This window comes from Flaviflexus salsibiostraticola (genome assembly GCF_003952265.1).
Lineage (GTDB): Bacteria > Actinomycetota > Actinomycetes > Actinomycetales > Actinomycetaceae > Flaviflexus > Flaviflexus salsibiostraticola.
On record NZ_CP034438.1, the window covers coordinates 172,603 to 191,472 of the forward strand.

The window sequence follows — 18,870 nt, forward strand, 5'->3', positions numbered from 1 at the left end:
ACTCCTGAGTCGTGGACAGTACCCCGCTCGAGTGGCCGGCGATGCGGGGTCCTGGGGCCGTCATGCACGCGCTGTCTGCGTCCCGCTCATCCATTCTTCATCCGACAGGTTTCCTCGTGGGGTGAAGAGTTCATTGGCATGATGACCACGTGCCAAAGTTCTGTGAAGACCTCGCGATCATCCGCGGTGTCGTAACGGTGGCGAAAGCCGTCCTGTCGAACAATGTGATTGTTCTTTGATTCCGCGATCGTGGTGATGTTCTTCACCCTCAGATGCGGGCCCGTGAGGTGGCGTTGCCCGACTGCCCCCTCTCTCAGGCAATCTCCGCGGTTGACCTTCGGTGCCGCCTGAGCGCTGCGGATGCCGCCCTCGCCGGTACCCAGTCGCATCCCGCCCGTGGATTGCCGTCCAAGTGATTTGTGGCGAAGTGTGTCCTGCGTCACGAGTGCGCATGTTAGTCTTGCGGGCACATCATAGTGCCAGATGACCCAGGCAGGGTATTGTGACCGGCGCGTGAGGAGTGGATATGACGACGCACATTGCCGACACGGCTGATATCTCCGACGATGCGACGATCGGCGATGGTTCTCGCGTGTGGCACCTGGCCCAGATCCGCGAGGGCGCGGTGCTCGGTGAGAACTGCATCATCGGCCGCGGGGCGTACATCGGTCCCGGGGTCAGGTTGGGCGACAACTGCAAGATCCAGAATTATGCCCTGGTCTACGAGCCCGCGAGGCTTGCGGATGGCGTCTTCATCGGACCAGCTGCCGTCCTGACAAACGACCTTCATCCGCGTGCGATCAACCCGGACGGAACGCAGAAGTCCGCCGCCGATTGGGACATGGTCGGGGTGATTCTCAAGGAGGGCGCCTCGGTCGGCGCTCGAGCCGTGTGCGTCGCACCGGTGACCATCGGCGCGTGGGCGATGGTCGCGGCGGGCGCGGTCGTCACGAAAGATGTGGCGCCACATGCCCTCGTCGTGGGAGTGCCCGCCCGACAGATCGGCTGGGTTGGCCACGCGGGAGTGAAGCTCGAGGATGCTGCCGAGGGCAGGCTCCGCTGCCCGGAGACGGGAGATCTCTTCCAGGTTGCCGGAGATGCGCTCCACAGGGTGAACGGCTGACGTGCCTGGCTCTCCTTTCCCTCCGAGGGTGAACGTCCTCGATGGTTGCACCAATTTCAGCCTTGCGTGACGATCGCCGCTGGATTCGCCCGAAGTCCACTCGTATGGAACTACGACATCCTCAGTTGGCTGATCGCTAAGCTTGGACGAGGGGCCCGCGATGATGCGGGGCCAGGGAGGGCGAGATGGTTCTCAAACCGATTGTTGGTCGCCCGCGTGGCGGTGCCTGGGAGGCTGCGGGGGACGAGAGCTTCATCGACGAGGCCGTTCGCCGTGCGGCGATCGGGTCCGGCATCCTTCTCCACGGAGAGTCGGGGGCCGGCCAGGAGGATTTCGCGCGGAGGATTGCCCTCCGTCTCGCCGCACCGGCCTCACCTATGGAGTTGACCAGTCCGCCGCACCCAGAAACATCGCGATCCCTCGCCAGGCTCGTCGAGTCGCCACCCACCTCGGGCCCCATCCTCCTCATCCCCACCATCTCGTCCTTCGCCGGCCCTGAGCTTGACGATGTTGCCAGGCTCGTCCTTCACCATCATGCCGTCGTGATCGCCGCTGACACCGACGACGTTCCTTCCGCCGCGGCACCTCTTGGCGACCTCGTCGGCCTTGAGCGGATATGGGTTCCCGACATGACGGAGGTTGCCACCGCGAGTTTCGTGGAGAACGGATTGGGCGGGCCGGTGAGCAGTCGGGCGGCACACGCCCTCTGGAGCGGCGTGGCGGGTAACCGGGCGAGAGTCCGCATGGTCGTCGAGGACTGGCTCGAGGCATCTGTTCTCGTGCGCCACGACGAAGTCTGGATCATCGCAGATCCGGCGCCTCGCGCGGGTCCACGGCTCAGCCGGTACTGGAAGGGCCGGCTGGCCGCCGAGGATCCTGCTGTTCACGACGTGCTCGAGGTGCTGTCGCTCGCCGGAGAGATACCGCTGCCTCTCCTCTTGGAGATCTGCGAACCTGATGCGGTCGATGCCGTCCACGGGCGAGGGCTCCTGGAACTGCGGGGCTCACTCGGTCGGGATGCGAGTCTGCGAGGGGCCATCAACTCCGAGGCGATCGCCAACCACATCCCTCCCGGGCGCAGTCTGCAGCTTCGTCATCGCGTCTCCGACTGCGCATCGGGGAACGGATTCCGCATTCCCGCAGGACTGGTGCACTGGCAGGTGCGCCACGGATTCGAGGTCGACCACCCCGATGTGCTCGATGCGGTCGAGCACCTGATATCCCGTGCGCCGACGAAGGCTATCGACCTGCTAGGGGTGGTCCTCGCCGGCGCAGATCCGGACCGGGCTGAATCTGCTCGAATCGAGGCTCTCATTGCGGCTGGCCGCCTCACCGACGCGTGGGAATGCGCACGGCGCATCCGCACGACGCCCAAGGGTGAGGCCGCGGTCCTGAGTCCCGCGCGTGCGGCTGACCTTGTGAGCGCGTCCTGGCGTGGAGACTATCGGCCGATTCTCAAGGCACGAGAGGCTCCCGCTCGGATGTCGGATGCGCTCGAATGGCTCTGGCGGCATTCGACTCATGAAGCCCTCGTCATGTCCGGACGAGCGGAGGAGGGGATGAGAGCTGAGCGTGAACTGCTCCGGACGCTCGAACGATCGGATGCTGCGTCGCCCATCGCCCAGCGAGTGAGGACTGGACTCGTTGACATGCAGATCCTGACAGGAGAGTGGACGCGCGCAGCGGCGACTCTTGCCAGCAGCTCGAGCGCTCATGGCGTTGACGGGCATGGGCTCGAAGTCGTCTATCGCGCTCTCGCGCGAGTACTCACCGCGGACTTCGAGGAGAGTGTTCGTGCCCTCAGGTGCGAGATGCCGCAGCTGCACATCCTCGACCGCCACGACGTCCATGCGCTCGGCAGTTCTCTCCTTGCTGTGTCTCTCGCCGCCACCGGCCATCGGGCAGAGGCCTTTGCCGCGCTCGCGGGCATCGAGACGCCCCACCCGGAGGGTGCAGGAATCTGGCACAGGACCTGGGGGGCGGACTTCTTCTCCGCCCAGGCGCTCGGCCTGCTTGGGCGAAGGGATGACGCCGTCGAGCTGCTCATGCGCTGCGCAGACCGTGACCGGGATCTGGAGAATCATGCGCTCGAGCTCCTTGCGCTGTCGGGCGCCGTCCAGTGGGGTCAGGAGTCCGCGCTGGACCGCCTCGAGAGCGTGGCGCAGCGGACGGAGAGTCGCTTCGCCCAGGCGTGTACGCGGGTGGTCCATGGACTCCGGACGGGTGACGCCGAGTCGCTCGAGATCGGGGCGGCCATCGCCCGTGCCATCGGCCAGCACTTCTTCGCCGACTTCGCCGACGACCGACGTGCGGACCTCAACGGTACGCGCACGGCCGCACTGTCCAGCGGGCGGGGAGGTGCTCTTGGTGCTCGGTCGTTGACACCGCGTCAACGAGAGATCGTCGAGCACGTGCTCGCGGGCCGCAGCAGCGGCACCATCGCCGAGACCATGGGAATATCGGTGCGAACCGTTGAGTCCCACCTCTATCAGATCTACGCCAAGCTGGACGTGGGGAGCCGAGCTGAACTGCGGGCGATCCTGGCAGACCGGACGACGGACCAGGTACGTAAGTAGCACTGAGCTAAAACAAGTAGCATGTGGCATCAACTACTGGTGCATATGGTCTGACCTGGGGTTTAGGATAGATCACCGCCAGGCTGGGTCGACTGAAGGGGGTACGCAGGGCCTGGGGCATCGAGCCTGTCTGGGGGCGGTTTCGGGTGAAGTCAGCAGCAGTGAATACAGGTAGTCAGAATCCGGGAGAATCCGGAGCGGAAGAAGCGCGGGAGCAATTGTCTCCCCTCCTCCGACGAGTCGTACTCGACCAGAGGCTCGGAGGTGCCATTCTCATCGGCCGGGCCGGCAGCGGCCGTCGAGCCACCTTTGACGCGGCCGTCGCAGGCATTGAACCCCGGCCCACGGTCATCCATCTCAATGGCAGTCCCTTCGCGGCTCAGACGCGCTATGGCGTCCTCTCTCTCATGCTGTCGCGGCTCGAGACCACCCCATCGGTGTCCCGTCACGAGCTGGTCCGGGCTGTTGCCACACTCATCGGTGAGCAGCGAACCATCGTCACGCTCGGCAGTCCCGATTTCATCGACGGCGACTCTGCCGCCGTCTTGGCACAGCTCGCCGCCATGCGAAAAATCTCCCTCGTTGTCGTGTGTGAACGCACCTCGCAGCTTCCCGCCGACATCTCGGCCCTTCACCGCTCCGGACTGCTCGTCCGCATCGATGTGCCAGGAATGGACGCGGGGCGCACGAAGTCCTTCCTCGAGGCGGAGCTTGGAGGACCGGTGTCAATGTTCGCCGCCGCGGTCCTGTGGCGCCTGTGCCGAGCCAGCCGTGCTCTCATCCGCCAGGTCGCCCGGGAGTTTGCCGCTCAGGGAAGGCTGCGGATCGAGGGCGGAACGTGGATCCTCGTTCCGGGCCCCGTCCACATCCCGGCTGGGATCCGAGTGCCGCATCTCGCGAGCGTGTCTCGGGAGGAGCGCCGTCTCCTCCTCCTTCTTGCCCAGGGTGGTCCGGCGAGCATGAGCGCCCTTCGCCACTGCGGCTTGGCGGGCGAGGTGAACAGCCTCCGCTCGCGCGGTCTCGTCACCGTCGAGGGGTCTCGTTCGGAGTCGGTCGACCTCGCCGTGCCCCTCGTCGGCCACATTCTGCGTGAGAGAGCGGACGAGAGCGAGCTCGCGGATGAGGCGGTGCGCGAGGTGTATGCCGACCCGCAGGCCGCCCGCGTGCTGACGGAGGCAAGGGCGATGCGCGACGTCGGCGACGATGCCGGAGCGGTTGCCGCCATCGAGACATTCAGCCGGTCCGGGGGATTCTCGGCCGACGCATGGCGGACCGAGCCGAATACGCGCGGACTCATCCTCGAGGTGCAGGTCCGGGCGCTGCTGACGCGGGGACGCCATGCCAGCATCGACACGTGCCTGGCGCGAGCCGCTGAGGGACTCGCGTCTGCGGTCAAATTTGGGGCGGGTGGGCGCAGCCACGTCCAGGCCGAACAGCTCCTCGGGCTCCTCAGCGCCTATGCGGCCGTGATCACCGGCCGACCCCGTCAGGCCCTTGGCCTGACGGAGGTGCTGTGGGAGACCGAGGCGCTCCATCTCAAGGCCCTCGCCGTCCAAGCCGAGGCGTGGGCGGTGGCGGACCGACAGCGTGAGGCGCTGTCGATCGTCGCCTCCATCGACTCCGATATCGCGGCACTCCGGCTCGCCGGGGTTCTCGACGAGGTGATGACGCCCTGGGAGTGCGCCGACATCGAGTGCACCCTGCTCAAGGTCCGCCTCCTGGCCGGCGATTGGCGCGCCGCCGCGAGGGCCGCGTCCCGGCTCGCCGAGGGCCGATACCCGGTGCCTCACGCCATTGCGTTCGGCGATGTCGTCGGCGGGATGCTCTCGGCATTGGCCCACGAGACGGACGAGGCTCTCAGCATCCTCCTGCCCGCAATGCACCAGCTGTCAGTCCTTGCCGACGGGGCCGTTCCGGCGGGAATCCGTGCCGCCGCGGCCTTCTGTCTCGCCGACCTCGACCACGGAGATGCAGAGAGCCTGTCCGCCCCGATTCCAGATCCAGAACTGTCTTCATCAGACTTCCTCGGATGGGCGGGGGCGGTCCTCGACTGCCTGCGCCGCGGCAGGGACGACGCCGCCGGCGCGATCGTGGACCTTGTGGAGCTGGCCGACCGCTGCCATGACAGGGGAGCGGAGACGCTGGAGATGGGGGCACTCGCCGCTGCCCTGCGACTGGGAGACACCTCCGGCGCGGACCGCCTCGGACAGCTGTCCGCGAGATCGTCGGCGCCGGCCGCTGAAGGATATCGCCTTCTCGCCCGCTCGGTCGTCCGAGGGGACCCATCCGCCCTCGCCGAGGGTCTCGAGAGACTCATCCGCTGCGGCCAGCACCTCTATTCACACGGCCAGGGCGGAGTGCTCGTCGAGCGCCTCAGTCGGCAGGACCAGCGGCGTGTCCTCGCCGCGGCATTCCTCGAGACGCCTGGCGGGCCGTCCGCCGAGTCGGAACCCGCCGGTCATGCCCGCCAGGCGTGGCTCACCCACCTGACGAAGCGCGAGGCGCAGATCGCCAAGCAGGCGATCTCCGGGATGACGAACACGGCGATCGCACGGGTCAACGGGGTCTCCGTGCGGACCGTTGAGGGTCACCTTTACCAGGTCTACTCGAAGCTGCACGTGCGCAACAGGCAGGAGCTGGCGGCTCTTGCCCGGCCCGGCCGATCGTCGAGCCGATCGTGATCCTCCCTCGGGTGGCCGCGTCCGCCGAATACGCCGAGCTCACGTCGATCCTCACCCGGCCCGGACCGGGCGGCGCGCTCATCCTCGGCGGCTTCGGCATCGGCAAGACGACGCTGGTGCGAACGGTGCTGGCGCGTCAGGATGTGCCCGCGCCCGCCATGAGGATCCACTGCAGCCCGACGCTCGCGCGTGAGCCGTGCGGGGCCCTGTCGCCCTATCTCGGCGCTCCTGCGCCGGCGGAGAGTCCGGCGCAGGTGATCCGCGAGATCAGCGCGCTGCTCGGCGCCGAGGAGGCGGGAACCATCCCGATCGTCGTCGTCGAGGACGCGGAGTTCCTCGATGATGAGACCGCGTTCGTGCTCTCGACGCTCGTTGAGAATGCCGCGATCAAGCTCGTCGCCATCGGTCACGGCGGGGCCGATGGGGAGTCGACGCTGTACTCCCTCACCGAATCGGGGCTGCTCACCACGCTCGTCGTCCAGCCGCTCGACAGGGCAGGGGTGCGGTTCCTTTCCGAGGAGCTCGCGGGCGGGGTGTTCACTGCAACCGCAGTCGACATCATCACCGCGATGACGGGCGGGAATCCCAGCTTTGTCGAAGCCTTCGTCCGCTCCTGTCTCGATCAGGATCTCATCGTCCGCAGCTCTGCCGATGACGGCGGGCTCCTCACCCTGGCACGGCTCGATCCGGAACCCGACGAGCGTTTGATGGAGCTTGTTCGCGACGTGACGAGGTCACTGTCTGTCGACCACCGGATGGTGCTCGAGATCCTCGCGCTCGCAGGGCCCCAGCCGGGGCCGGTCCTATCCGCGGCGTCGGGCGGGGAGCACCGCCGTCTCATCGAAGCCGGCATACTCACCACCGGCGCTGACGGTCTCGTTCGCATCGCCTCCGAGATCCATGGACATGTCCTGCGCAGCATCGTTCCCCCGGGGCGCAGCGCCCAGCTCTACGCGACGTGGAGTGAGCACAGGGCGCGCGAAGTCCAGCCCACCTCGCTCGAGGTCCTCTGGGCGCTCGAAGTCGGCGCCGATATGCCATCCGACCTCGTGCTCGCGGCCATCGAGGATGCCGATATGGGTTTCGACTTCAGGCTCGCCTGGAGGCTGATCGATGCGGAGGCCACGACTGACTCCGACTCCGCAACCCTCCTTCGTGCGCGCACCCTCATCGGGCTCGGACGCCACTATTCGGCCCGAACCCTTCTCATGAGGGTGGCCGAGACGAGCACCGACCCAGCCACTCGGCAGGAGGCACTCACCCTTCTTCTCACGGCCTTCGACCAGATCGGGACGGACACAGCCGACATCGCGGCCTTCGAACGATGGTGGGACGAGCAGGCGCGGGCGCCCCGCAGGCGGGAGACGCTCGCGGCCGGGGTGGAGCGGCGGCGAGAGGATGTCCGCCGCCCCACGCAGATCGCAGCGGGGGTCGCGACGGCGCCGCGCTCAATCGCCGACGCCGAGCGGATCCTCGCGAGCCCAGACCTCTCCGCGGACGGCCGCATCCTCGCACTCATCGATCTCACCGACCTCCACTCCGTCGCCGGTCGCACCGACACCGCCCTCGAGATCGCCCGTACCGCGCTCGTCGGTCTGACCGACGAGCGCATGGCGGCGGACTACGAGCTCCTCGTCCTGGTCCGGATCGGGTGGAACCTCATCTTCTCGGGGAGGTACAGCGAGGCGGAGGACCTCCTCACGCACGCCCGAGGTGCCACCCTCCACATCGCCCTTCACCGGGCCGGTGCTCTCGGTGTGCTCCGTTCGCTCCTCGAGCTCGCCCAGGGCCAGACTGGCCGTTCTCAGCGCACACTGGACGAGGCCGTGGCCGAGCTTCGGCTGCGCGACACGGTCCAGATGCTGCCCTCGGCCCTCGCTCTTCGCATGCTCACCAGCCCATCGGCTGATCGAGTCCCGGCCGACGCCGCCCTCATCGACATCTTGTCCTCAGCCGCCAGTGGCCGCGCACAGGAGCCGCGACGGATCCTCGCGCGGGCGGCCCTCGCGGCCGCGAGGGGAGGGAGCCCTGCGGAGTATCCGCTTTTCGAGCGCGAGATGCTCGCAGCAGACTCGGAGCAGATCGTTGGAGAATCCGGTGGCGGCGCCCGACGCCGACTCGCTGAGCTGGCAGACACGGCGGAGGGGAGCAGAGCTGGACTCCTCACGCGGCTCGCCCACGTGCTCGACGACCCGAGTCCGGATTCCGCCGAGCACGTGGCGCGGGACGCCATGGCGACGGGGGACTGGGGGATCGCGGCCCAGGCCCTCGCCCGGGCGGCATTCCTCTGGTCCGCCGCTGGCGATGTCCGCCGGTGTGGGATCGCCGTGCGCGAGCTCAAGGGGCTCATCCGGATCCGGGATGTCACCCCCGGCGAGTACGCCTCCCGGGCGCTTGCCATGGCGGAGCTGACGGGCCGTGAGGAGGAGATCGTCCGCCTCACCCGGTCGGGGCGAAGCAACGCCGAGATCGCGCGCGCACTCACAGTGTCCCAGCGCACGGTCGAGGGACATCTGTACCGGATCTTCGCCAAGCTCGGGATCGCCGATCGGTCCCAGCTGGCCTCGCCTGAGTTCGACCCGGGTACAGCCGTGGTCTGAATCGCGTAGTCGTCGTTCGGATATGGGTGCGCTCCACGCGTGCCGCAGGGCCTTCTGAAACGTAGCCTCAAGACGGGATCGGCGCATGTGTCGACTCACCGATCCCGGAGGCGCCGAGCGAACCGGTCATGTGGGCAGAGCGCCATTAAGGACGGAGTCGGCGGCTGACGCGAACCCCGCGTGGGTTCCACCCCCAGCAGCCGCCGGCTCCCCCTTGCGCTGTCCCAGCTTCCCGTGCACCCCGTAGGCGGCGAGCCGAGTGTCGACCGAGTAGATCCGAGTACCAAGAGCCGTGGGCACGCACCAAACTCGAGTACTGCCCCACTCGTGTCTGCTCGGCGGGCGCGGCCTAGGCTCGCGTCAACGGCGCGAAACGTGGACTCGGCCAGCGTCGGCCGGGACTGACATGACTGGGGGAGTCAACGCATGGGAATCGACACGGCGCGCGGCCTCGACGGGTTCCGAACAGGTCTGGCGCAGTCTTCGGGCTGGAGCCTGCCGACCTTCGGCGATCGGGTGGCGAGCCCACTCGGGTCTGTCCGGGAGGCTGTCCATTGGCGGCAACGATATCGGCGCCGCCTCCTCGTCACCGACATTCTCGTCATCACCCTTGCCGTCGCACTGCCCGTCGCGTATGCGGCCGTCGGTGCCGGATCCGTGTTCATCGATGAGGTCAGCCTCGCCAAGAGCTCCGCTCTTGCTGCCTTCGTCGCGGTCAGCTGGATCGTCGCCCTGCAGCTCGTCCACTCCCGCGCGGCCGGCTGCATCGCCGTCGGCACGTACGAATACCGGGCCGTCATCGGCGCCACGGCGGCCGTCGCGGGAGCGCTCTCGCTCGTCGCCGTCATCGGTGGAGACATGGGACTGCGGGGCTTCATCGTGGCCTCCCTGCCTGCCGGGCTCATCGGGCTCTTCCTCGGGCGGTGGGGCTGGCGGGCCTGGCTCCAGTCCCAGCGCAAGCGCGGCCACGCCCTCAGCGACGTCGTCATCTACGGTCAGGCGAAGGACACGTCCTACGTCGTCCGGCAGATCTCGAGGAAGTCCGGGGCGGCCTATCGCGTCGTCGGTGTCGTCCTCGACGGCGAGGCCGACACCGAGGCGGAGGCCCGCATCCGCGCGGCGAGCCCGGGCATCCCCATCCTCCGCGGCAGTGCTGGTCTCGAGGAGGACGTCAGTCGTCTCGGTGCCGATGCTGTGGTCATCGCAGGCTCTCTTCCCGGCGGGAACCGGGCCATCCAGGAGCTCGGCTGGCGGCTGGAGGATGCACGCACGGAGGTTATCCTCGTCCCCTCCCTCACGAACGTGGCGAGCCCGCGGATCCGGCTCCGCCCGGTCGAGGGGCTTCCCCTCCTCCACGTCGAGCTGCCGACCTTCTCCGGCTACCGGCACGTCGTCAAGCGGGGGATGGACATCGTCGTCTCCTTCGCCGCCCTCGTCGTCCTCGCCCCGCTCTTCCTTCTCATTGCCCTGCTCGTGTCCACCGGAAGCCCCGGGGGCGTCATCTTCCGCCAGGTCCGCACCGGGCGTCGAGGCCAGCCGTTCACCATGTACAAGTTCCGCTCCATGGTCGCCACCGCCGAGGAGGATCTCAAGGCGCTCGCACAGAAGAACGAGGGCGCGGGGCCCCTGTTCAAGATGAAGGACGACCCCCGTGTCACCCCGGTCGGCGTCTGGCTGCGCAAGTACTCGCTCGATGAGTTTCCCCAGTTCTACAACGTCCTCAAGGGCGATATGTCTCTCGTGGGGCCGCGCCCGCCGCTGCCGTCCGAGGTCGCCGCCTACGAGGGCCCCACCCATCGCCGCCTCTACATCAAGCCGGGTCTCACCGGTCTGTGGCAGATCAACGGTCGCTCCGACTTGGACTGGGAGGAGAGCGTCCGCCTTGACCTCTATTACGTCGAGAACTGGTCCGTCGCCGGCGACCTCGCCATCATGTGGCGCACATTCCGAGTCATGATCAAACCGTCAGGAGCCTACTGATGAGCACGCTATCCGACACTCTCCGCGTCGCCGTCATCGGCGCTGGCTACTGGGGTCCGAATCTCGCCCGCAACTTCGCCGCCTCACCCGACTGGGACCTCGTCGCCATCTGCGACCGCGATCGGGCGCGGGCGGAGGCACTCGCGCGGAATACCGGCGGCCCGGCCATCGCCGAGTCCGTCGACGAGCTCCTCGACTCCTACGATCTTGACGCCGTCGCGATCGCAACCCCGGCGCGGACCCACCACTCGATCGCTCTGGCGGCGATCGCCGCAGGTAGGCACGTCCTCGTTGAGAAGCCGCTCGCCCATTCGACCGCTGCCGGGCGGGAGATGGTCGAGGCCGCGAGGGCCGCGGGCCGGACCCTCATGGCCGACCACACGTACTGCTACACCCCGGCCGTCCTCAAGATCCGTGACCTCATCGACGCAGGAGAGCTCGGCGACATCCTCTATGTCGACTCGGTCCGCATCAATCTCGGGCTCGTCCAGCCGGACGTCGACGTCTTCTGGGATCTCGCCCCGCACGACCTGTCGATCCTCGACTTCGTCCTGCCCGGCGGGCTCAACCCGCACTCCGTCCTCGCCGAGGGCGCTGACCCGCTCGGGGCGGGCAAGTCCTGCCTCGGCTACCTCAGCGTTCCGCTTCCCGGCGGGGCACTCGCCCATATCCACGTCAACTGGCTCTCCCCGACGAAGATCCGTCGCATGGTCATCGGCGGCAGCCGGACGACACTCGTGTGGGACGATCTCAACCCGCAGCAGCGGCTGTCGATCTTCGACCGGGGCGTCGATCTCGGGCTGCAGGAGATGATGCTCGGGGATGCGGCGGAGCGCAAGGGCGCGGCGATCTCCTACCGGTTGGGCGACACGTGGTCGCCCGCCCTGGCCGAGGTCGAGCCGCTCGGCCTCATGGTCGGCCAGTTCGCCTCGAGCATCCGCTCCGGCGAGGCGTCCCCGACGGATGGCGAGGCGGCCCTGAGGGTGCTGTCCGTGCTCGAGGCGGCGAGCGGCAGCCTGGCTGCCGGTGGCCCGGTCCGCCCATTCGAGGCGGCACGCGAGGAGGTTCGGTGAGCGGGCTCGACGGCGCGCGGATCGTCGTGACGGGGGGAGCCGGCTTCATCGGCAGTCACACTGTCGATGCGCTGCTCGGCACCCACCCGGCCCACGTGCTCGTCCTCGATTCTCTCGTCAACGGCTCAGAGGAGAACCTCTCCCAGTGGGAGGGTGACTCGAGGTTGAGCCTCGTCGTCGGCGACATCCGTGACCGGGGCCTCGTCGACTCCGTCATGGCGGGCGCGGATGTCGTCTTCCACCTCGCCTGCCTCGGGGTGCGCCACAGCCTCCACAGCCCGGTCGCCAATCACGAGGTCAACGCGACCGGCTCGCTCATGGTCGCCCTGGCGGCGCGGGACGCGGGGGTGTCCCGCCTCGTCCACGTGTCCTCGAGCGAGGTGTTCGGCACGGCCCGCACGGTGCCGATGGACGAGAACCACCCAACGTGGCCCGAGACCGTCTACGGGGCGGGCAAGCTCGCCGGCGAAGCCTACTCGCGGGCGATGTTCCGCACGTTCGGGACGCCGGTCGTCGTCGTTCGCCCTTTCAACACCTATGGACCCCGCAGTCACGCCGAGGGCGACAGCGGCGAGATCATCCCGCGCACGATCGTCCGGATGGCGAATGGGGAGCGGCCCGTCCTCTACGGGGATGGCAACCAGACCCGGGACTTCATGCACGTCTCCGACACGGCGGCAGGGCTCCTCGCCCTTGCCGAATGCGACGAGGCGATCGGGCGGACCGTGACGATCGGCACCGGCGTGGAGACGACGATGCGGGAGGTGTGCCGTCTCATCGCCGACGCTCTCGGCCGCCCCGATCTCACGCCGCGGATGCTCCCTGGCCGCCCGGGTGACGTCCTGCGGCTGTGCGCCGATGGAACGACGATGGCACGCCTGACGGGCTTCACGCCGACAGTCACCCTCGCGGATGGCATCGCCGACCTCGTCGACTGGTTCGCCGGCAGGGCGACGGAGGACATGCTCATCGAGGACCTGAACTGGGAGCGCGACGAGGTGGCGCCATGAAGGAGCGGATCGACGTCATGAAGCCGTGGCTCGGCCCCGAGGAATCGGCCGCCGTCGCCGAGGTCATCGCCTCCGGCTGGGTCGCCCAGGGCCCGAAGACCGCCGAGTTCGAGCGCGCCTTCGCCGCCCGCCAGGGTGTCGAGCATGGTGTGGCGACCTCGAGCTGCACGGCGGCCCTCCACCTGGCTCTTCTGGTCGCAGGAGTGGGGCCGGGCGATGACGTCGTCGTTCCCTCCTTCTCGTTCATCGCCACCGCCAACGCCCCAACCTATGTCGGGGCCCGGCCGGTCTTCGCCGACGTCGAGCCCGAGACCGGCAACGTCACCGCGGAGACGGTCGCGGCCGTGCTCACGCCCGCGACCCGCGCTGTCATCGCCGTCGACCAGGGCGGCATGCCGGTCGATCTCGACCCGCTGCGGCGGCTGTGCGACGAGGCGGGGCTGGTCCTTATTGAGGATGCGGCGTGCGGTGTGGGGTCGACCCACCGGGGATCCCCGGTCGGGACCGGCGCCGACGTCACCGCCTGGTCGTTCCACCCCCGCAAGATCCTCACGACCGGTGAGGGCGGCATGCTGACGACGAACCGGGCCGACTGGGCCGACCGCGCCCGGCGGCTGCGGGAGCATGCCATGGACGTCTCCGCCGCCGAGCGTCACCGCACGCTCCTCGCGCCGCAGGAGACCTACACAGAGATCGGCTTCAACTATCGGATGACGGACGTTCAGGCCGCGATCGGCCTCGTCCAACTCGGGAGGCTCGACGCCATGGTCGCGCGTCGGCGCGAGCTCGTCGACGTCTATCGGGCGGCCCTCGGCGACCTGCCGCTGCGCCTCATCGACGACCCGGCCTGGGGAACCTCGAACTTCCAGTCCTTCTGGATCGAGGTCCTGCCGCACTTCCCTGTCGACCGTGAGGGACTCCTCGAGAGGCTCGCGGCGGCCGGAATCTCGGCCCGGCGCGGGATCATGGCGGCCCACCGACAGCCGGCCCACGCCGACCCGGCCCTCAGCCTGCCGGTGACGGAGCGGCTGACCGACACAACCCTCATCCTCCCGCTTCACCACGGCCTCGACGCGGACTCGATGGAGCGGATCATCTCCGCCATCAGGGCTGCAGGAACCGATACCCTCGGCCAGTCGACGCCCGCCTATTCGGCGGGAGCGGTCTCATGAGACGTGTCGTCCTCCTCGCGGCCAGCGGACTCGCACGCGAGGCCCTCTCGTCGATCCGGCAGGCGGCGGATCTCGACGTCGTCGGAGTGCTCGACGACAATCCCGCTCTGCACGGGCAGGAGATCGGAGACGTTCCCATCCTCGGCGGGATCGACCGCGCGGCTGACATGTCGGAGGAGCTCCTCGTCTGCGCGGGGTCCGGGAAGGCCCGTGCCGGGATCATTGATCGGCTGTGGGGCCTGGGCGTGCGCCCTGAGCGGTTCACCACCCACATCGACCGCAGCGTCATCATCGGTGATGACGTCTCGATCGGGGCAGGGAGCATCATCCTCGCGGGATGCGTCCTCACCTGTGACATCGTCATCGGCGCCCACGTCGTCCTCATGCCGCGGGTGGTGCTGACGCATGACGACTTCGTCGGTGACTTCGCGACGCTGACAGCCGGGGCGACGGTCGGTGGGCGGGCGACGATCGGCCGCTGTGCGTACGTCGGCATGAACGCGACGGTTCGCCAGGATCTCTCGATCGGGGACGGTGCCGTTCTCGGCATGGGCGCAGTGCTCGTGAAGGATCTGCCGCCGGGGCAGGTCTGGGCGGGGACGCCCGCGGGGCCTCTCGCCGCACGCACGGGGATCACCCACCACTCACCTGTCAGCCAGGAGGCGACGACATGACCATCGACGACACTACACACGTGGATCTCGGCCCGATACCGCTCGTCGATCTCGGGGCCCAGCAGCGCGAGATCGACAGCGAGGTGCGCGAGGGCCTCGACGCGATCTTCGCCCGCACGTCCTTCATCGGCGGGCCGGCCGTCGCCGCCTTCGAGCAGGATTATGCGCTGTTCCTCGGAACGCGCCACTGCATCGGCGTCGGCAACGGCACGGACGCGCTCGAGCTCGCACTCCGGGCGAGTGGCGTCGCCGCGGGCGGGGAGGTCATCTTCCCCGCCAACACCTTCGTCGCCACCGCCGAGGCCATTGCCCGCATCGGCGCCATCCCCGTCCCTGTCGACGTTGATCCCGAGTACCTTCTCATCGATCCCACCGCTGTCGAGGAGGCCGTCACCCCCAACACGCAGGCGATCATGCCCGTCCACCTGTTCGGGCAGACGGCCTTCGTCGAGGCCCTCGAGCCGATCGCAGCCGGCGCAGGCGCCGCCATCGTCGAGGATGCCGCGCAGTCGCAGGGGGCGACGCGGTTCGGGCGAGCGGCCGGCACGCTCGGTCTGGCAGCCGGGACGAGCTTCTACCCCGGCAAGAACCTCGGCGCGGCTGGGGATGCCGGTGCCGTCCTCACGGGCGACGATGAGGTCGCCGCCCGAGTGCGGATGCTCGGCGATCACGGCAGCGCCGTCAAGTACTCCCACGAGGTCATCGGCATGAACTCGCGTCTCGATGCGACCCAGGCCGTTGTCCTGCGGACGAAGCTCACCCGCCTCGCGGCGTGGAATGAGAGGAGGAGAGAGGCCGCCCGGCGGTACGGCGAGCTGCTCGCCGGTGTTCCCGGCCTCACCCTGCCGAAGTCCGCCGACGGCAACCTCGACGTGTGGCATCTCTACGTCATCCGCCTCGACGATCGGGATCGGGTGCTCCGTGCGCTCAACGAGGCGGGGATCGGGGCGGGCATGCACTACCCGACCCCCATCCACCTGACCGGTGCCTTCGCCCACCTCGGTTTCGGCCCCGGATCCTTCCCCGTCGCCGAGGAGGCCGCAGGCCGGATCCTCTCCCTGCCTCTCTACCCGCACATCACCCCTGCTCAGCAGGAGCACGTCGCGGACCGCCTTGCAGACTCGGTCAGGTCGGCACGAACAGGGAGACCGAGCGGATGAGAATCATCGTGTGCCCCCACGAGCTGGCCATGGGGGGAAGCCAGATGAACGCCATCGAACTGGCCGCGGCCGTGCGGGACCGCGGTCACGAGGTTGTCATCTACGCTTCGGCGGGAGCACTCGCGGACAGGGTCGACGAGCTTGGACTCGAGCTTGTGACGTCCCCTGCCGGGAACCGTCTCTCGCTCGCATGGGCGAGAGGACTCATCGCACTCACGAGATCCTTCGAACCCGATCTCATCCACACCTACGAGTGGGCGCCGAGCCTCGGCGCCGCATATGGCGTCCGCCAGCTGCTCGCGACACCTCAGATCATGACCGTGCTGTCGATGGACGTGCCCGACTTCCTTCCCGCCGACGTGCCCCTCATCGTCGGAACGAGGGCACTCGCCGCCCAGATCCAGTGGCATGACGACGTCTATGTCATGGAGCCGCCGATCGATACTGACGCAGACCGAACTGGTGATGTCGAGGCCGCGAGGCGCCGTTTGGGCATGCCCGCTGACGCACTCATCATCTCCGTCGTCTGCAGGATGACGGACGAGCTCGGCAAGGCGAGCGGTGTTGAGGCGGCGATCGACGCGGTCTCCAGCCTTGCGGGGGAGTTTCCCATCCGGCTCCTTGTCGTCGGTGACGGCCCGGCGCTGTCCCGGATCCGAGAGCGTGCCGAGCGGGTGAATGCACAGGCCGGGCGACTCGTCGTCGAGTGCTCGGGACAGATGAACGATGCGTCGGATGCCTACGAATCGGCCGATGTCGTGGTCGGCATGGGCAGCTCGATCCTTCGAGCCATGTCGTTCGGAAAGCCCGTCATCGTTCAGGGCGACACGGGCTTCACGCGCCTGCTCACACCTGAAACGGTCGACGAGTTCCTGTGGCGCGGCTTCTACGGCATCGGTGGGAACGGTGCCGCAGACCTTATTCCGGCACTGCGGAGTGTGCTGTCCCAGCCGTCCCTGCGATCGGATCTGTCGGCCTGGAACCGGGACCTCGTGACGGCTCGATTCAGCCTGTCAGGTGCAGCAGACACGCTCGAGCGGCTCTATCGGCGTGTCGCGGACGTGCCGCACCGGCGGGCGCAGTCGACCCTCAGTCTGTCCCAGTCGCTTGCCCGGCTGGCGAAGTTCCACATCTCCCGGGCCGTCCGCACCAGGATCCCGTCATGACGCGCCGGGTGAGTGCAAAGCCAAGCCTGCGGCAGGGGCTCGCCTGGAGCGCGGTCAGTGCCCTTGTCCTCAGGCTCGGCACGCTCGCCGTCGGGATTTTCCTCGCACGGCTCCTCTCGCCGGAGCAGTTCGGGGTCTATGCCATCGCGCTCACCGTCCAGGCGGTCCTTATGACGCTCGCCGATTTCGGCCTGAGCACGGACCTCATCAGGTCCAGAGATCACGAGCGAAAAGCTCCGACGGTCGCGACTCTCGGGCTCGTGACCGGGACGTCGCTCGCTCTCATCATGGTGTGGTCAGCGCAGGGGACAGCCGAGCTTCTCGGCAGCCCCGATGCTGGACCCGTCATCGCCGTCATGTCACTCACACTGGTCTTCGCCGGAGCGGGCGTGGTCCCGTTCGCATCCCTGCAGCGGAATTTCGAGCAGAAGAAGCTCTTCGTCGCCAATCTCGCGGATTTCATCGTCGGCACCGTGCTCACCGTGCTGCTCATCCTCGCCGGATGGGGAGTCATGGCGCTCGCAATTTCCCGTGTCATCGCACAGCTGACGTCGATGACCCTCCAGTTCGTCCTGTCGGGAGAACGGCCGAGGTTCGGCTTCAATCGCTCACTCGTGCCGCAGGTGCTCACCTTCGGCCTCCCTGTTGCGGGGGCGAACCTTCTCTCGTGGGTGCTGCTCAGCTCTGACAAGGTCATCATCTCCCACCTGGCCGGCCCTGCTGCGCTCGGTTTCTACTTCCTCGCCTTCAACATCTCGAACTGGCCCATGAGCGCTATCGGCCAGGTGGTCCGGGCGGTAGCCCTGCCCGCCTTCTCCCGGTCTGGTGCGCCTCGCGACCGGATACTCGCGGATGCTGTTGCGCCGACGTGGACGTTCACGCTCCTCGCGGGCCTCCTGCTTGCCCTCCTTGCCTCCCCGGTCATCGAGATCGTCTATGGCGAGAAGTGGCTCGACGCAGCCCCCATCCTCATCATCCTCGGTCTCTTCGGAGCTCTGCGAACCCTGTTCGACATGGCCGTGGCGTTCCTGCTCGCCCGCGGCCATTCCGGCGCTGTGCTTGTCGTCCAGGTCGCATGGCTCAGTGCGCTCATCCCGGCTCTCTATCTCGGCACCAGGATGGACGGTGGGGTGGGAGCGGCCACGGGGCACTTCGCCGTGGCGCTCGTCGTCGTTGCGCCCGCCTATTGTTGGGCCCTGGCGCGAGCGGGGGCGAGCCTGCGCCTCCTGTGGGCGTCGGTCTGGCCACCGATGGCGGCGGCCCTTCCGACCGCCGCTGCAGTGCTTGTGGTCATGGAGATCGTCGACGGACCGCTCCCACGGCTCCTTGTCGGGGGAACGGCAGGCACCGCCGTCTACCTGCTCGTCATCGGCAGTTGGGTTCGTCGCCGTCTCGCCATCGCGAGCCGTCTCGGAGAGCCCGCCGGCCTCCCTGGCGGCACACCCGCTGAGACCGCGAGTCCGGACACAGGCACACCTGACCAGGCCCCGTCCACGGTCCAAGAACCCGTGCTGGATCCCCCACAGGCATCGGCGGCGACGCGATTCTCCGCACGCCGCGCCGCTTCTCGCAGGAAGCGTGCGGTCGGCGACCTGTCCGAGGAGAGCTCTGATGCTGCCCCTGTACGAACAGCACTGTGACCGGAAAGGACGGCA

13 protein-coding genes are annotated in these 18,870 nt (G+C 68.1%); 12 read left to right on the top strand and 1 reads right to left on the bottom strand.

The annotated features are described in order from the left end of the window. Positions 1-86: 86 nt before the first annotated feature. On the bottom strand, positions 87-443 hold the full coding sequence (locus tag EJO69_RS00870; protein WP_126037943.1) for a hypothetical protein: 357 nt from the start codon (positions 441-443) through the stop codon (positions 87-89). 83 nt (positions 444-526) lie between these two features. Here EJO69_RS00870 and EJO69_RS00875 point away from each other — a divergent pair, with 83 nt between their 5' ends. The 12 genes from EJO69_RS00875 (at position 527) to EJO69_RS00930 (ending at position 18,855) form a co-directional block, all read left to right on the top strand. Further along, on the top strand, positions 527-1,123 hold the full coding sequence (locus tag EJO69_RS00875) for an acyltransferase (protein WP_126037946.1): 597 nt from the start codon (positions 527-529) through the stop codon (positions 1,121-1,123). Positions 1,124-1,308: 185 nt separating this feature from the next. Beyond that, a complete protein-coding gene (locus EJO69_RS00880) occupies positions 1,309-3,699 on the top strand; it encodes a helix-turn-helix transcriptional regulator (protein WP_126037949.1) in 2,391 nt (796 codons plus the stop codon). Between the two features lie 218 nt (positions 3,700-3,917). Then, entirely contained in the window at positions 3,918-6,380 is a 2,463-nt protein-coding gene (locus tag EJO69_RS00885; RefSeq protein ID WP_126037952.1) for a helix-turn-helix transcriptional regulator, read from the top strand. Further along, positions 6,377-8,980, top strand: coding sequence for a helix-turn-helix domain-containing protein (locus tag EJO69_RS00890; RefSeq protein ID WP_126037955.1), 2,604 nt, complete (start codon positions 6,377-6,379; stop codon positions 8,978-8,980). The genes EJO69_RS00885 and EJO69_RS00890 overlap by 4 nt, the downstream gene beginning before the upstream one ends. Before the next feature lie 426 nt (positions 8,981-9,406). Then, entirely contained in the window at positions 9,407-10,960 is a 1,554-nt protein-coding gene (locus tag EJO69_RS00895; RefSeq protein ID WP_126037958.1) for a sugar transferase, read from the top strand. Next, positions 10,960-12,033 carry a Gfo/Idh/MocA family protein gene (locus EJO69_RS00900; protein WP_126037960.1) on the top strand — a complete coding sequence of 358 codons (1,074 nt, stop codon included), beginning with the start codon at positions 10,960-10,962 and terminating at the stop codon, positions 12,031-12,033. The genes EJO69_RS00895 and EJO69_RS00900 overlap by 1 nt, the downstream gene beginning before the upstream one ends. Then, positions 12,030-13,043 carry a dTDP-glucose 4,6-dehydratase gene (locus EJO69_RS00905; protein ID WP_126037963.1) on the top strand — a complete coding sequence of 338 codons (1,014 nt, stop codon included), beginning with the start codon at positions 12,030-12,032 and terminating at the stop codon, positions 13,041-13,043. Before EJO69_RS00900 ends, EJO69_RS00905 begins: the two co-directional genes overlap by 4 nt. Then, a complete protein-coding gene (locus EJO69_RS00910) occupies positions 13,040-14,215 on the top strand; it encodes a DegT/DnrJ/EryC1/StrS family aminotransferase (RefSeq protein WP_211331460.1) in 1,176 nt (391 codons plus the stop codon). Before EJO69_RS00905 ends, EJO69_RS00910 begins: the two co-directional genes overlap by 4 nt. Then, positions 14,212-14,889, top strand: coding sequence for an acetyltransferase (locus EJO69_RS00915; protein ID WP_126037965.1), 678 nt, complete (start codon positions 14,212-14,214; stop codon positions 14,887-14,889). Before EJO69_RS00910 ends, EJO69_RS00915 begins: the two co-directional genes overlap by 4 nt. Next, complete coding sequence (locus tag EJO69_RS00920) at positions 14,886-16,049, top strand: DegT/DnrJ/EryC1/StrS family aminotransferase (protein WP_126037968.1); 1,164 nt, start codon at positions 14,886-14,888, stop codon at positions 16,047-16,049. The genes EJO69_RS00915 and EJO69_RS00920 overlap by 4 nt, the downstream gene beginning before the upstream one ends. Beyond that, the gene (locus tag EJO69_RS00925) at positions 16,046-17,215 is read left to right on the top strand and encodes a glycosyltransferase (protein ID WP_126037970.1); all 1,170 of its coding nucleotides are present in this window, start codon (positions 16,046-16,048) and stop codon (positions 17,213-17,215) included. The genes EJO69_RS00920 and EJO69_RS00925 overlap by 4 nt, the downstream gene beginning before the upstream one ends. Beyond that, a complete protein-coding gene (locus EJO69_RS00930) occupies positions 17,212-18,855 on the top strand; it encodes a lipopolysaccharide biosynthesis protein (RefSeq protein WP_126037985.1) in 1,644 nt (547 codons plus the stop codon). Before EJO69_RS00925 ends, EJO69_RS00930 begins: the two co-directional genes overlap by 4 nt. The last annotated feature ends 15 nt before the right edge of the window (positions 18,856-18,870 follow it).